General features: G+C 63.3%; 13 protein-coding genes and 1 tRNA gene. 12 read left to right on the top strand and 2 right to left on the bottom strand.

What is annotated here, in order from left to right:
- Position 1 precedes the first annotated feature (1 nt).
- From BMX36_RS03740 to BMX36_RS03685, 12 genes are all read left to right on the top strand, one after another.
- On the top strand, positions 2-436 hold the full coding sequence (locus tag BMX36_RS03740) for a rod shape-determining protein MreD (RefSeq protein ID WP_231731996.1): 435 nt from the start codon (positions 2-4) through the stop codon (positions 434-436).
- Positions 433-2526 carry a penicillin-binding protein 2 gene (gene mrdA, locus BMX36_RS03735; RefSeq protein WP_093063715.1) on the top strand — a complete coding sequence of 698 codons (2094 nt, stop codon included), beginning with the start codon at positions 433-435 and terminating at the stop codon, positions 2524-2526. Before BMX36_RS03740 ends, mrdA begins: the two co-directional genes overlap by 4 nt.
- Positions 2523-3635 carry a rod shape-determining protein RodA gene (gene rodA, locus BMX36_RS03730; protein ID WP_177179012.1) on the top strand — a complete coding sequence of 371 codons (1113 nt, stop codon included), beginning with the start codon at positions 2523-2525 and terminating at the stop codon, positions 3633-3635. The genes mrdA and rodA overlap by 4 nt, the downstream gene beginning before the upstream one ends.
- 82 nt (positions 3636-3717) lie before the next feature.
- Positions 3718-3793, top strand: a tRNA-Lys gene (locus BMX36_RS03725).
- Between the two features lie 317 nt (positions 3794-4110).
- Positions 4111-5340: an FAD-dependent oxidoreductase gene (locus BMX36_RS03720; RefSeq protein ID WP_093063714.1), complete on the top strand. Its 1230-nt coding sequence runs from the start codon at positions 4111-4113 to the stop codon at positions 5338-5340.
- A 3-nt stretch (positions 5341-5343) separates the two neighbouring features.
- Positions 5344-5691 (top strand): YybH family protein, encoded by a 348-nt coding sequence (locus BMX36_RS03715; protein ID WP_066782313.1) that lies wholly within the window; start codon positions 5344-5346, stop codon positions 5689-5691.
- A gap of 11 nt (positions 5692-5702) precedes the next feature.
- Entirely contained in the window at positions 5703-6818 is a 1116-nt protein-coding gene (locus BMX36_RS03710; protein ID WP_093063713.1) for an acyl-CoA dehydrogenase family protein, read from the top strand.
- A 65-nt stretch (positions 6819-6883) separates the two neighbouring features.
- Positions 6884-8131: an acyl-CoA dehydrogenase family protein gene (locus BMX36_RS03705; protein WP_093063712.1), complete on the top strand. Its 1248-nt coding sequence runs from the start codon at positions 6884-6886 to the stop codon at positions 8129-8131.
- Positions 8132-8352: 221 nt separating this feature from the next.
- Positions 8353-8856 carry a homogentisate 1,2-dioxygenase gene (locus tag BMX36_RS03700; RefSeq protein WP_143058503.1) on the top strand — a complete coding sequence of 168 codons (504 nt, stop codon included), beginning with the start codon at positions 8353-8355 and terminating at the stop codon, positions 8854-8856.
- Positions 8856-9509: a peptidylprolyl isomerase gene (locus BMX36_RS03695; RefSeq protein ID WP_093063710.1), complete on the top strand. Its 654-nt coding sequence runs from the start codon at positions 8856-8858 to the stop codon at positions 9507-9509. Before BMX36_RS03700 ends, BMX36_RS03695 begins: the two co-directional genes overlap by 1 nt.
- Entirely contained in the window at positions 9506-10513 is a 1008-nt protein-coding gene (locus tag BMX36_RS03690; protein WP_093063709.1) for a zinc-dependent alcohol dehydrogenase family protein, read from the top strand. Before BMX36_RS03695 ends, BMX36_RS03690 begins: the two co-directional genes overlap by 4 nt.
- A 145-nt stretch (positions 10514-10658) precedes the next feature.
- On the top strand, positions 10659-11885 hold the full coding sequence (locus BMX36_RS03685; protein WP_093065198.1) for a M20 metallopeptidase family protein: 1227 nt from the start codon (positions 10659-10661) through the stop codon (positions 11883-11885).
- A gap of 113 nt (positions 11886-11998) precedes the next feature.
- On the opposite strand, the gene glmS is transcribed toward BMX36_RS03685, so the two are convergent.
- Together glmS and glmU are read right to left on the bottom strand one after the other, a co-directional pair.
- Positions 11999-13816: a glutamine--fructose-6-phosphate transaminase (isomerizing) gene (glmS, locus tag BMX36_RS03680; RefSeq protein WP_093063708.1), complete on the bottom strand. Its 1818-nt coding sequence runs from the start codon at positions 13814-13816 to the stop codon at positions 11999-12001.
- Positions 13817-15172 (bottom strand): bifunctional UDP-N-acetylglucosamine diphosphorylase/glucosamine-1-phosphate N-acetyltransferase GlmU, encoded by a 1356-nt coding sequence (gene glmU, locus BMX36_RS03675; RefSeq protein ID WP_093063707.1) that lies wholly within the window; start codon positions 15170-15172, stop codon positions 13817-13819.
- Positions 15173-15204: the final 32 nt, after the last annotated feature.

Below are 15204 nucleotides of genomic sequence, written 5' to 3'. Positions count from 1 at the left end.
CATGGCGGGTTCGCTGGTGACGATCTTCCCCGTCGCAGCGAGTTTGCCTTTGATGCCGCCGTGCGGCTTGCTGATGCTTCTAGCCTGGCGTCTGCTCGCACCATTGGCGCTGCGCCGCTGGGCACCGGCATTGCTCGGCTTATTCGACGATTGCCTTAGCGGGCAGCCCATGGGTAGCGCCACGCTGCTATGGACACTATCCTTCTTCCTCATCGATCTGTTTGATCAACGTACCATTTTTCGTGCGTTCGCTCAGGACTGGTTGATTGCCGCGACAGCCATCGCGCTGTGCCTGGTGGGAGGGCGCTTGCTCGCAACCCCTCTCGGCGGTCACGTGGATTCCGTGCTAGTTGCGCAAATCGCAGTGTCCATTCTTCTCTTCCCCTTTGCCGCCCGCATTGTTGCGTGGGTCGATCGTCGGCGCGTTGTTGAATGAACCGACCGCCGCGGATCGCAACTGAGGCCCAGCAGGGGTACACCTTCTCGCGCCGCGCATGGCTTCTGGGTGCGGCACAGATCGGCGTCGGCACGGTGCTGGCCGGGCGCATGGGTTGGCTCGCTATAGCTGAGAACGAGCGCTACAATCTCCTGAGCGAGAGCAACCGCGTCAACATGACGTTGATCCCTCCCCGGCGCGGCTGGCTGGTTGATCGTCATGGGCATGCGATAGCGGATAACCGGACGGACTTTCGTGTTGATCTCATCCCCGATCGCATCGTGGATGAGGAGCGCACGCTCGCCGCGCTGCGGGATCTTCTTGCGTTGTCCGAAGAAGATATGCTGCGCGTCAGGGCTGACCTGAAGCAGGCAGCGGGTTTTCAGCCGGTGAAGGTGGCGGAAAACGTCGGGTGGGAGCGGTTCGCGGCGGTTCAGGTGCGACAGCCGGAACTCCCCGGGGTCGCGCCGACGCGGGGCTTCGCGCGCCACTATCCAGCCGGTGCTGCCGTTGCCCATCTCACCGGCTATGTCGGCAGCGCGAGCGCGGAACAATATAAGGAAACCAAGAACCCCCTCCTCGTCACCCCCGGTTTTAAATTGGGCAAGGACGGCCTTGAAAAGACGCTGGAAACGGAGCTGAGGGGAAAGCCCGGGGCGAAGCGGATCGAGGTAACCGCACGGGGCAAGCTTGTCGCCGAACTGGAGACGCGGCCCGACGTACCCGGGGCGACACAACGCCTGACGATCGATGCGGGCTTGCAGGAATATGCCGCGCGGCGCCTCGGAACCAACTCGGGTTCGGCCGTGGTGTTCGACTGTCTGACCGGCGAGATGCTGTGCATGGTATCAATGCCGGCATACGATCCCAACAGCTTTTCCGATGGTATCAGCCATCTTGAGTGGAAGATGCTATCCGCCGACGATCACGTGCCGCTGATGAACAAGGTCACGCAGGGTCTTTACCCGCCCGGTTCGACCGTCAAGCCGATGAACGGGCTTGCGCTGCTGGAGGCTGGAGTCGATCCCGACGAGCGGGTGTTCTGCGGCGGCGCACTTCGCGTGGGCAGCGGCGTGTTCCATTGCCACAAGCGCCGAGGCCATGGCGCAATCGACCTTCGCGGTGCCATTGCACAAAGTTGCGATATCTACTTCTACGAGATGGTCCGCCGGCTCGGTTATGACCGGGTCGCGCCGGTCGCCAAGGCCGTCGGGCTGGGCGAGAAATATGATCTGCCCTTCGCCACGCAGCGTTACGGCACGGTGCCGGACAGCGCATGGAAAGAGCGGAAATACAACACCAAGTGGACGGTCGCAGACTCGCTCAATGCCTCGATCGGCCAAGGCTATGTGCTTGCCAACCCGATGCAGTTGGCCGTCATGGCGATGCGCATCGGGTCTGGCCGGATGCTCCAGCCCAGCCTGCTGATGGACAAGGTGGCGCGCAACGCTCCAGCCCTTCCATTCAGCGCGGATAACCTGCGCATCGTTCGCGAAGGCATGTGGCAGGTCGTAAACGGTGGCGGGACCGGCGGCGCATCGCGTCTGTACCTGCCCGGTATCGATCTGGCGGCGAAAACCGGCACAGCCCAGGTGCGCCGCATTACGATGGCGGAGCGGCGCTCCGGCGTGCTTAGCAATGCGCAACTGCCGTTCAAGCTGCGCGACCACGCGCTGTTCATCTGCTTCGCGCCCGCCGATAACCCGCGTTACGCGGCCGGAATCGTGCTTGAACATAACGGCCACACCATCCGCAACCTGGATACGCCGATGATCGGGCGGGACATCATGACCTATCTCTTCGACCGAGAGAAAGCGCTCAAGGCGCTCGCGGCGGTTGAGCCAACCTGGGGCGGCGACATTCGGACGCGGATGGCCGCGCAGGAGGCGGCCTACCGCGCCACCGCAGCCACGCCGCCGCCCGCACAGGCAGCCGCCACCGAAACCAATGTCCCCGCCCCCACACGAGCGCCTGCGGTGGAACAGGCGACCGACGCCTCCAACGCGGCACAGGAAGCCACGGTCAGCGATATCGCCAATGGCGCTGGCCCCGCGAGCGTCGGCACCACCGAGCCATCGGAGCCCCAGTGATCGGCCCCTCGATCGTTCCCGCCCCCGTCGCGCGCCTGCCCTGGCGGATGCTGATCCTCGTCATCGCCATCGCGAGCTTCGGCCTGGTGGTGCTGTATTCGGCGGCGGGCGGCAGCATCAGGCCATGGGCGTTGTCGCAGGGTGTCCGATTTGGCGTTTTCCTGTTTGGCGCGCTCATCATCGCGCGCGTGCCGGAAGAGGTCTGGCGGCAAGCCGCGCTGCCCGGCTACGCGCTCATTGTCATCCTGTTGTTCGCGGTTGAGTTGCTGGGGGCGGTGCGCGGCGGCAGTCAGAGATGGCTCGACTTCGGCTTTATTCGCCTGCAACCCTCCGAGTTAATGAAGCCGGCCATCGTGTTGGCATGTGCCCGTTTCTACGAAATGCTTCCGCCGAACGAGACGCGTCGGCTCGGCGGCATCTGGCCACCTGCATTGCTCATCGGCCTGCCGGCCGCCCTTGTCATGCTCCAGCCGGACCTTGGCACCGCCCTGATGATCACGGCCGGTGGTATCACCGTCATGTTCCTGGCCGGTGTGCCATTGCGCCTGTTCGTGGGCGGCGCGCTGGCGCTCGCAGTTGCGGCGCCCCTGGCGGTAAACTTCCTTTTGCACGATTATCAGCGCAACCGCGTGCTGATCTTCATGGATCCAGAAAGCGATCCGCTCGGCACCGGCTATCATATCAGCCAGTCCAAGATCGCCATCGGCTCGGGCGGGATCACCGGCAAGGGCTTCCTAAACGGTACGCAAAGCCACCTCGACTATCTTCCAGAAGGCCATACCGACTTCGTATTTGCCACCATGGCGGAGGAATGGGGTTTACTGGGCGGCCTTTTCATCATCTTCGCCTATTTGATGGTGATCCGCTGGGGTGTGAACGTGGGCGTTCAGGCGCAGAGCCGTTTCGCCAAGCTGACCGCCGCTGGGCTGGCCACTACCATCTTCTTCTACGTGGCCATCAACCTGGCGATGGTCATGGGCCTCGCGCCTGTCGTCGGCATTCCCCTGCCGCTCGTCAGCTTCGGCGGCTCGGCGCAAATGACCGTCTTCCTGTGCCTGGGCATTCTCATGTCCATCGATCGCAGCAATCGCCGGGAAAAAAATTGGTGATTTCGCGAAAAAGGGTTTGCGCTGCACAAAACCGATGCTAATGGCGCGCCTCCCGATCGGGGCACACGCCCAACACGATCACGGACGCATAGCTCAGTTGGTAGAGCAGCTGACTCTTAATCAGCGGGTCCTTGGTTCGAGCCCAAGTGCGTCCACCACTTTTCAAGTAGTTAGACGGTGAAGAGCGAGCGGTTAGCCGCCTGCTCTCCCGCCTCGATCGGGATCCTTTCTGAAAGCGCTGACCGACATGGTGGCCGAGCTCGCTATGTCTTGCTGAAATCTGCGGGTCCGGATCTGCAGGCCCGCACACTTCGTCAGCCAACCGGTTTAAGCCGTTCGAATGCGTTCGAGCACCGCACGACGATCCCCCATTGACTTGCCTGTCGGCGCGCTCATACCTGTCGGCTAATTAGGTCAATTGACTTAGTTGTCCGATCGCCCGCCCATGACGGCTGCCGACGGTAGGAGAGCGGGTATGGCATATGACATCATCATTGTAGGTGGTGGGATTGGCGGATCGGCACTTGCGACCGTAATGGCGCGTGCGGGTCGGTCCGTTCTCCTGCTCGAAAAGAGCCAGGTGTACGAAGACAAGGTTCGCGGCGAATGGATCGCGCCATGGGGCGTGACGGAGACAAGGCGCCTCGGCCTGTATGACACCCTGGTGAGTGCCGGGGGGCACCACCTCACCAGCCATGTCACTTATGATGAAACGCGCGATCCGGCCGAGGCCGAGGCACGCGCCTTGCCCCTTGGCATGTTCGCACCGGATGTTCCCGGCCCGCTATGCATCCGCCACCCGGTTCATTGCCAGGCTCTGTTCGATGCGGCGACCGCCGCAGGCGCTTTTGCCCTGCGCGGCGTGGACGTAAAGCAAGTCGAGATGGGCGATGCGCCGAGCGTCACTTACAGCCATGACGGAGAGCAGTTCACGGCACACGCACCTCTTATCGTCGGTGCGGAAGGTAGACAGTCCGTCGTTCGTCGCGCTGCGGGGCTGACCCTGCACCAGGACAAACCGCACCATTGGTTCGCCGGCCTGCTGGTCGATGGCGTCGAGGCTTGGGACGAGACGCGGCAAGCGATCGGCACAGAGGACGACTTCGCCTTTCTCGCCTTTCCGCAAGGCAACGGCCGGATGCGGGTATATGGCGGGTGGGATCTCGCAGCGAAGACCCGTTTTGCCGGCAAGGAGGGGCCGCAGCGCTTTCTGGAGGCCTTCCGCATGAAATCGGCCCCGCAAAATGCCGCCATCGCAGAAGGAACGCCTGCCAGTCCGCTGCTGGCCTATTACAACAATTGCAGCGCCGCGGATCAGCCCTATGCCCCCGGCGCCGTACTGGTCGGCGACGCGGCTGGCTGGAACGATCCGATCCTGGGTCTGGGCTTGTCGATCACCTACCGTGACGTTCGCCTGGTCAGCGATATTCTTAAGGAAACGCCCATCGGGCGCAGCCCTGACTTCCGCCCCTATGCGGAGGAACGTCAGGAGCGCATGCGCCGCCTCCGCATCGCCTCCGAGGTGCAGGCCAAGCTCGACATGGAGTTCGGCGAGGAGGCACGTGCCCGCAGGCGCCGCTATCATGAGGCGAGCGCGGCCGATCCGATGCTTGGCCTGCATGGCGTCGCGACGCTCGCCGGTCCTGAGGCGGTGCCGCCGGAAATCTTCGAGCCAGCCCATGTCGCTCGTGTGGTGGGGGCCTGATCGATGGACATCGCGCGCTACAACGCTGACTGGCTGGCCGCCTGGACAGCCAAGGACGTCGATGCTCTGCTCGGGTTCTACGCTGTGGATTGCACCTATTTCGATCCGCAGACCGCAGCCGGCATCTCGGGTCACGAAGCGCTGCGCGGCTATCTGACCCAGTTGTTCGGCGCCACGCCCGCCATGACCTACACGCCAGACGAGACCTGGCCGATCCCGGGCGGCTTCTGCGGCCGCTGGTATTGCGATGTTGCTGGCGGCGGACGCTTGCGGGGCTTCGACATGGTTCTGCTGACGGGCGATCGGATCGCCCACAACGAGGTTTACGTCCACCAGCTTCCATCGAATTAGGGGAGGGATCGATGCAGTTCGATTTCAACGAACAACAAAACGAATTCCGACAGGAGGCCCGTCGCTTCCTTGCGGCCGAATGCTCCACGGATCGCGTGCGCAAGGCACTGGAAGGCGGCGGGTTCGATCGCTCGCTGTGGCAGGGGGTCGCTGAGATGGGCTTTCTCGGCATTGCCATACCGGAGGAGCATGGCGGTCTCGGTCTCGGCTATCTGGAACTGTGCGCCGTTGCGGAGGAGTTCGGCCGAGCCCTTGCACCGCTGCCGATCCTCTCGTCCGTCTACCTCGCCGCAGAAGCGATCAAGTCGTTCGGCACGCCAGAACAGCAATCCGTATGGCTTCCAAAGATTGCCGCTGGCGCCGCGATCGGATGTCTCGCCAGCAGCGAGGGTGAACGCCTGACGGAGAAGGGCGTACGCGCCGCCTTTGCCAATGGCGCGATCACCGGCACCAAGGCCCCTGTTCTAGATGGGGACATTGCGGATGTCGCGATTGTCTTGGCCAAGGAAGGCGACGGGCTAAGCCTCGTTCTGGTGGACCTGTCGCAGCCGGCCGTCACCCGCAAGGCGCTCGACACGATCGATCCGACCCGCGGACAGGCGGCGCTGACGTTCGACACTGCGGCTGCCGAGCGCCTCGGTGAGCGCGGCGAAGGCTGGGCCAACCTGCAAAATTTGCTTGATCGGGCGGCAGTGCTGGTTGCGTTCGAGCAGATCGGCGGCGCCGATCGCGCCCTTGAGATGGGCCGCGACTATGCGCTGGAACGCATGGCGTTCGGGCGGCAGATCGGCAGCTTTCAGGCCATCAAGCACATGCTGGCCGACATGTACGTCTCGGCCACGCTCGCGCGTTCCAACGCTTATTACGGCGCCTGGGCGCTTTCTACGGGCGCAGCCGAGTTGCCGCGCGCGGCCGCGACGGCGCGGGTGTCCGCCACCAATGCGTTCCGCCACTGTGCCAAGAACAACATCCAGGTTCATGGCGGCATGGGCTTCACGTGGCAGATGGATTGCCACCTCTTTTACCGCCGCGCGAACCAGCTCGCGCTGGCTCTCGGCAGCCAGCCGGACTGGGAAGAGAAGCTGGTTACTCGCCTTGCCGCCGCCAACGAGCCGCTCGCGGCCTGATTTACGTCTGATGAGCCCCTCTTCCCCGCCGGGGTGGAACGGGATGGATTGAAGGATCTACGCTCATGAACTTTGACGACACACCTGAAGAGGCCGCCTTCCGCGCCGAAGCGCGTGCCTGGATCGACGCCAACGCGCCCAAGCACCTTCAGCCAATTCTTTCAGGATCTGGCCATGGCACGGCCGGCGACATCGCCGATGTCGACATGCTTGCCGAGAGCAAAGCGTGGCAGAAGAAGAAATATGATGCCGGTTGGGCATGCCTGCACTGGCCCAAGGAATATGGCGGGCGCGGCGCCACGCCGATGCAGCGCGTGATCTGGAACCAGGAAGAGGGCGTCTACGCCCAGCTTTCGTTCACCTTCATCATCGGCCAGGGCATGTGCGGCCCAACCGTCATGGCATGGGGCAGCGAAGAGGATAAGCAGGCACTTCTCCCTCCCCTCGCCGCCGGTGAGGATATCTGGTGCCAGATGTTCTCTGAACCATCGGCAGGTTCCGACCTTGCCGGCCTCCGCACCCGCGCGGTGATGGACGGCGATGAATGGGTGATCAACGGATCCAAGATCTGGACCTCGGCCGCCCATATTTCGCAGTATGGCATTCTGCTCACCCGCACGGATCCGAGCGTCGCGAAGCACAAGGGGCTGACCATGTTCTGGGTCGACATGCGTTCGCCCGGCATCGAGGTTCGACCCATTCTCCAGGCTCATGGTCAATCCGGCTTCAACGAGGTCTTCTTCACCGATCTGCGCATCCCGGACAGCCAGCGCCTCGGGGCGGTCGGTCAGGGGTGGACGGTGTCGCTCACCACTTTGATGAACGAACGCCTGTCGATCGGCTCGGGCATGTCTACGGGTTTCGAGACCCTGCTCGACTATGCCGTTCGCGCTCCCGGTCGCGATGGCGGACGATTGGTCGACGATCCCGCGATCCGATCCAAGCTCGCCGATTGGGCAACCAAGGCAAGCGGCCTTAAATACACCTCGATGCGGGCGCTAACCGCCTTGTCGAAGGGCCAGGAACCGGGGCCGGAAAATTCCATCGGCAAGCTGGTCGCAGGCGCAACCAGCCAGGACATCGCGACCTTCGCGATTGACCTTCAGGGGGAAGCCGGCGTCCTGACCGATCCGGCACAGGCAGCCCATGCGGCTCGTTTTCAGGCGACCCTGATGCGCAGCCCCGCCACCCGTATCGAAGGGGGTACGGACGAGATTCTGCGCAACATCATCGCCGAACGGGTGCTTGGCCTTCCCGGCGATGTGCGCGTCGACAAGGACGTGCCGTTTGAGAAGATTCCGACAAGGGCATGAACAAGTGCGCCTGCGGTGGATCAGCTCTTCTGATCCGCCGCAGGCAGTTCGTGACCGTCCTCGGCGGCACGACCCCGGTTGCTCTCGGCAGCCCGTCTGCGCCTCCCCTGAGCAGAATCCGGTTGCACGTGCACCAGGCTCGCGCGCATCCGGTGGACCTATATGGGCCGAAGCAGCGCTTCGCCCGTTTAGAAGGCCCACTGATCTCAGAAAGAGCTTCGATGCGATTTGTACCAGCCCTCGCCCTGCTCCTTGCCGCCGCCCCTGCCCAGGCGCAGGATCCCGCTAATGATCCCTCCTGCGCCAATGTACGGGTGGCGATCCCGGTGGAACTGACTGGTTGGAGCCAGCAGGCGCCTGTGGCGGCAGGTACGGAGGCTGGCGGCGGTGCCACTATCCGTCCCGGGCAGGCGGTCCTTGCCTCGCTGCATCCTGCGCAGCATTTGAAGCTCACCCCGGCTCCGGAAAAGGTTGGGCCGAACGGAGGCACGCTGACGCTGGTCGTGACTGAGGCTGGTACCTATCGCGTCGCGGTTGGCCAGCGCGCTTGGGTCGATCTTATCCGCGACGGCAAGGTGACGTCGTCCTCGGCGCATGGCCATGGGCCAAAATGCACGGGCATCCGCAAGATGGTGGATTTCGTGCTGTCGCCGGGCAATTACACGCTCCAGCTTTCCGGCAGCGAGGCAGAAAGTGTGGCGGTACTCGCGGTGAAGATCGCGTGATGCGCGCAGCCCTGATCATCGGCCTGTTCTTCGCTGCGCCCGCGGCGGCGCAGACCACAGGCGCGCCGCCTTCAGTGGCTCAGGTTCCACCCCTGGCACCTCAACCGGCGACCACCACACGCGTGACGCTGCAGACGCAGGTTGGGCCCATCGTGCTCGCTATCGAAACGGAAAAGGCGCCCGTGACGGCGGCGAATTTCCTGAAGTATGTTGACGGCAAAAGGCTGGACGGAACCGTCTTCTATCGAACGGTGAAGGTTCAGAACGAGCCTCGCTACGGCTTCATTCAGTTCGGTACGCAGAATGATCCAAAGCGCACGCTTCCGCCCATTCCGCATGAACCGACCAGCAAGACGGGGCTGAGCCATGTCGACGGGGCAATCTCCATGGCGATGGCGCAACCGGGGACCGCGCGGGGAGACTTCTTCATCATCGTCGGCAACACGCCGGCGATGGACGCTGATGGCGCCAATCCAGGCTACGCCGTGTTCGGCCGGGTGATTCAAGGGATGGATGTGGTGCACCGGATCATGGACATGCCGACGTCGCCATCCAAGGGAGAGGGGATCATGAAAGGTCAGATGCTGGAGCCAACCGTGCCGGTAAATGCCGCGCGTCGAACGCCCGTCGTCGTTGAAGGACCTGCCTCATGAGAGCGATGACCCTTACCGCACCAGGCGGCCTCGATCGGCTGCGCTTGACGGAACAACCCGACCCTGGCGAACCAAAAGCCGGTGAAATCCGCGTCGCTCTTCACGCCACCTCGCTCAACTTTCACGACTATCTTGTCTGTTCCGGCAAGTCGCCGGCGGCAGACGGGCGCGTGCCAATGGCCGATGGCGCGGGCATCATTGAGGCGATCGGCGAAGGGGTCTCTGACTTTGCGGTGGGCGACCATGTTGTTTCCTGCTTCTTCCCCGATTGGCATGCCGGCCCCCCGCGGGTAGGCGATTTCAAGAGGGTGCCCGGCGACGGCATCGACGGTTTCGCGCGTGACACCGTGGTTCTGCCGGCAACCGCCTTCACCAAGGCCCCCAATGGCTGGAGTCACAAGGAAGCGTCCACCATCACCACGGCCGGGCTTACCGCCTGGCGAGCGCTGGTGGTGGATGCTGGGCTGAAGCCGGGAGATACAGTTCTCGCGCTCGGCACGGGAGGTGTCTCGATCTACGCGCTTCAGATTGCTCACGCGATGGGCGCTGAGGTGATCGTCACCTCTTCGTCGGATGAGAAGCTCGCACGCGCCAAGGAAATGGGTGCCGCCCATGTCATCAACTATCGCCGCGAGCAGAATTGGGGCCGGAAGGTACTGGAGATTACCCAGGGCCGCGGAGTGGATGTCGTTGTCGAAGTTGGTGGACCGGAAACGCTGGGGCAATCTTTGCAGGCCGTGCGCATCGGCGGCCATGTCGCGCTTATCGGAGTGCTGACCGGCGTGAGCGGCGATGTGCCGACTGCGCTGCTCATGGCCAAGCAGGCCCGACTGCAAGGCTTGATCGTCGGCAGCCGGCAGGAGCAGGAGGAATTCGTCCGCGCGCTTGAGACCAGCGGTATCCGGCCCATCATTGACCGGACCTTCGGGCTCGAAGAGTTGGCTGATGCGTTTCGCCACCAGGAGACTGGCGATCACTTCGGTAAAATCGCGGTAAGCTGGTGAGCTAATCGAGCGAAGCGCTGCGTATCGGCTCGATGCGGGCTGGGCGATCGGCTCGCATCTGGTCGATGATCTTATGACGTTGCACGCTCCGCCCTTTGCGCTCAGGTCAGGCGAGGGGTAAGCTTGACCATCGAAAGGAATGCTCATGAACGCCCCTACCGCGCTTCAGGACTGGCGCCCGCTGGGTGAGGCCGCGCTGCCGGACACTATCGCGCTCCGCCGTGCTATCCACGCCGAACCCGAAATTGGGCTTCAATGCCCCAAGACGACTGCCAAGCTGAAGGCTGCTCTCGCGGGTCTGCCGCTTGAAATTCATGACAGCTCGTCCACGTCCGGGTTCATCGCCATTCTGCGCGGTAGTCGCGGTGAGGTCGGCGACAATGGTCGAACCGTGCTCCTGCGGGGTGACATGGATGCCCTGCCCCTCACCGAAGAAACCGGGCTGGATTTCGCATCCACTGTTCCTGGCGCCATGCACGCCTGCGGCCATGATGCGCATTCCGCGATGCTGGCTGGCGCGGCACGCGTATTGTGCGCCCGCAAGGACGAGCTTCCCGGAACGATCGTCTTCATGTTCCAGCCAGGCGAGGAAGGTCATCATGGTGCGCGCTGGATGATCGAAGATGGATTGCTGGACATCGCGCGGCCTGACGCCGCTTTCGCCCTTCACATCTCGCCCAATACGCCGACGGGTGTGTTCGTAGGGCGGGACGGCCCCCTGCTCGCCTCCACCGATACGTTGATCGCCAACATCAAGGGCAAGGGTGGCCACGCGGCGATGCCCCATGATTGCATCGATCCCATCCCAGTTGCGTGCGAAATCGTGACAGCGCTGCAGGCGTTCCTCGCGCGCCGCATTCCTGTCGCGGATCCCGCCGTGCTCACGATCACCCAGATCCATGCCGGGAGCAGCCACAACATCATCCCCGATGCAGTGCGCCTCATGGGCACGTTGCGCACCTTGTCGGATCACACGCGTGAAAAGGCGCGAGCGGCATTTCGCCAGATTGCGGAAAACATTTCGGCTGCACATGGCTGCACGGCCGAGATCAGCATCGACGAAGGGTATCCGGTCACGTTCTGCGATCCGCGGGCCACGGCGATGATGCGTGATCTCGCCACCTCGATTTCGGGCGAAAACGGCTGGTCCGTCATGCCTGCGCCAATGATGGGCGGCGAGGATTTCTCTTACGTCCTCCGCGAAGTGCCTGGGGCAATGGCTTTTGTCGGGGTGGCTTCACCCGACAGCGATCCGCGCACCAATCCGCCGCTTCACAATACCCGGATGACCATTGAGGAAAGCGTCATGGCGCGCGGCGTTGCCATGCATTGCGCCTTGGCAGAGCGGTTCCTCGAGCGCGGCTTCGATTAAGGGCCAGAGCGGCTACCGTGGCGGCGCCTGCGCCGCCAGGAAAGCTGTAAGGGCGGGCGCAGATCGGCATCGGCAAGCTGCCGCGCGGATCTCGCCCCGCCCTTGATTGGTGCTTATTCTACCGTAACGGACTTCGCGAGATTGCGCGGCTGATCCACATCCGTGCCCTTCGCGACGGCCACATGATATGCCAACAACTGCACCGGGACCGCGTAGACCATGGGTGCGATCAGCGGGTGTACCTTCGGCATCTCGATCGTGGCAATCGCATTCTCGCCAGCTTGTGCGATGCCGTCTGCATCGGAAATTAGAACGACCTGAGCGCCGCGCGCCTGCGCTTCCTGCATGTTGCTCACTGTCTTGTCGAACAGCGGGCCTGACGGTGCGATGACGATCAACGGCACCTGATCGTCAATCAGCGCGATCGGTCCGTGCTTCATTTCACCTGATGCGTAACCTTCCGCGTGGATGTAGCTGATTTCCTTCAATTTCAGCGCACCTTCCAGCGCGAGCGGAAACTCCGGACCGCGGCCCAGATACAGCACGTCGCGCGCCACGGCGATCTTGGGCGCCATGGCTTCGATTTCCGCGTCGTGGCTCAGCGCCTGGCTCATCGCCTCGGGCACCTGCTGCAATTGCTGCACCACGTTCGCTTCGTCATCCAGCCGGCCCTTTGCCCGCGCGAGATTGGTGGCGAGCGCAGCCATCACGGCGAGCTGACAGGTAAATGCCTTGGTGGATGCTACCCCGATCTCCGGCCCCGCATGGGTCGGCAACAGAAGATCGACCTCCCTCGCCATGGAGCTCGTCGGCACGTTGATGATGCCTGCAGTGGTGACACCCGCCGCACGCATATGGCGCAGCGCAGCCAAAGTATCCGCAGTTTCGCCGGACTGAGAAATGACGATGCCGAGCGTGTTTGGCAGCAGCACAGGATCCCGATACCGGTATTCGCTTGCCACATCGACCTCGACCGGCACGCGGGCGAGTTGTTCGATCCAGTATTTGCCGATCATCCCGACGTAGCTGGCCGTGCCGCACGCGACGACGGCGACCCGCTCGATGCTGGAAAGATCAAAGTCCATGTCCGGCAGCGCGACCTGCGCTTCGAGCGGCCGAAGGTACGACCGGAGCGTCTGCGCCACGACCACCGGCTGCTCGTAGATCTCCTTCTGCATGAAATGTCGGTGATTGCCCTTGTCGATCAGCTGCCCGGACGCACCGGAGTTCACGATCGGCCGCTCCACCGCCTTGTTGTCACGATCATAAATCTCGACGGCGTCGCGGGTGATCGCCACCCAGTCACCTTCTTCGAGGTAGGCGATGCGTTGGGTCAAAGGCGCAAGCGCAAGCGCGTCCGACCCGAGGTAGTTTTCCCCATCGCCGAAGCCGACGGTCAGCGGTGCGCCGAGGCGCGCGCCGAGCAGCAGGTCAGGATGCGTCCGCACCATCACGCCCAGGGCGAAGGCGCCATGCAGCCGCGGCAACACCGCCGCGAGCGCTGCTCGCGGTTCGGCGCCACCTTCCACCTCGCGCGCGATTAGATGCGCCACGACCTCCGTATCGGTCTGGCTGCGAAACTCGCGCCCTTCCGCGATGAGTTCATCACGCAACGGCTTGAAGTTCTCTATGATTCCGTTGTGTACGATGACCACGTCACCCACGATATGAGGGTGTGCATTGTCCTCGGTTGGGGCGCCATGCGTGGCCCAGCGCGTGTGCGCGATCCCGGCCATGCCGGGCAACGGGTCCTCAGCCAGGCGCTGCGCAAGGTTCTTGAGCTTGCCTGGCGCACGACGTCGGTCGAACTGATCGTCATGAATGGTGCAGATGCCGGCGGAATCGTAACCGCGGTACTCGAGCCGCTTCAGGCCGTCGAGCAAACGGTCCGCGACCGGTTCTCCGCCCAGAATGCCAACGATACCACACATTTACTTTGCTTCCTTCCGCGCGCGCATCAGGTTTCGAAATCGCTCGGCCCAGCCGGCCTTGCTGGTCTGTGGAGGACGAACAAGCGCCAGCGCATCGCCCGGAACATCCGCTGTAATGGTAGAGCCTGCCCCCACGATCGCTCCATCGCCAATTGTCACCGGCGCCACCAGCGCTGAATTGGAACCGATGAATGCACCTGTTCCAATAACGGTCTTGTACTTGAAGAAACCGTCATAGTTGCAGGTGATCGTCCCGGCACCGATGTTGGCGCCAGCACCGACCTCCGCATCCCCCAGATATGTCAGGTGGTTCGCCTTTGCGCCTTCGCCAAGGACAGCCTTCTTCATTTCGACAAAGTTCCCGACGCGGGAGCCTGCCTCCATCACCGCGCCCGGCCGCAGTCGCGCATAAGGTCCGACCGAAGCGCCTTCCGCAACGCGCGCACCCTCCAGATGGCTGAACGCATGTATCGTCACGCGGTCTGCGATGGACACGCCGGGACCGAAGACAACGTTGGGCTCGATCAAGACGTCCCGGCCCAGCAGGGTATCGTGGCTGAACCAGACGGTGTCTGGCGCGACAAGGCTGGCCCCGTCTGCCATCGCCTGCCGCCGTCGAACGCGCTGCCAGGATTGCTCCAGCGCGGCCAGTTCCTCTCGGCTGTTCACACCGGACACTTCGTCGGCCGCTGTCTCGATCACTGCCGATCCGCGACCATCGGCGGCTGCCAGCATTACGATATCCGGCAGGTAATATTCGCCCGCCGCATTGTCATTGCCGACGCGCTGAAGAAGCGAGAACAGATCCTCGCTCGCGACCGCCATAAGGCCAGAGTTGCAGAGGTTTACGGCTCGCTCTTCGGAAGATGCATCCTTGAACTCGACCATCTTCTGGATGCGTCCAGCCTCGTCGGCGATGATCCGGCCATAAGCTCCCCCATCTTCCGGCCGAAAGCCGAGCACCACCGCCGTCGGAGCGTCGGGGTCATGCAGCCGCGACACCATGCGCCGCATCGTGTTTGCCGGCACCAGCGGAACATCGCCGTAGAGGATCAGGACATCACCGGAAAAATCCTGCAAGGCTTCGGCCGCCTGGAGCACGGCGTGGCCCGTCCCAAGCTGTTCCGCCTGGTGTACGACACTGATGCCGAGTGGCGCCACGGCCGATTCAACCTGCTCCCGCCCCGCTCCGACGACAACGATGGTCTGGGCGGGCCCAAGTTCTGCGGCGCGATCAAGCAAATGGGCCAGCATGGGCTTACCGGCGATCGGGTGAAGCACCTTGTGCGTCGCGGATTTCATACGCGTGCCCTTGCCAGCGGCAAGCACGATTACGGCGAGAGGACGGCTCGTCATGGCGCGCCTGTGCCATCACATGCTTGCCATTT

Origin of the sequence: Sphingomonas sp. OV641 (assembly GCF_900109205.1) — a bacterium.
GTDB lineage: Bacteria > Pseudomonadota > Alphaproteobacteria > Sphingomonadales > Sphingomonadaceae > Sphingomonas.
Note: the sequence above shows the minus strand (reverse complement) of the source record. Positions and strands in the feature narration are given on the sequence as shown.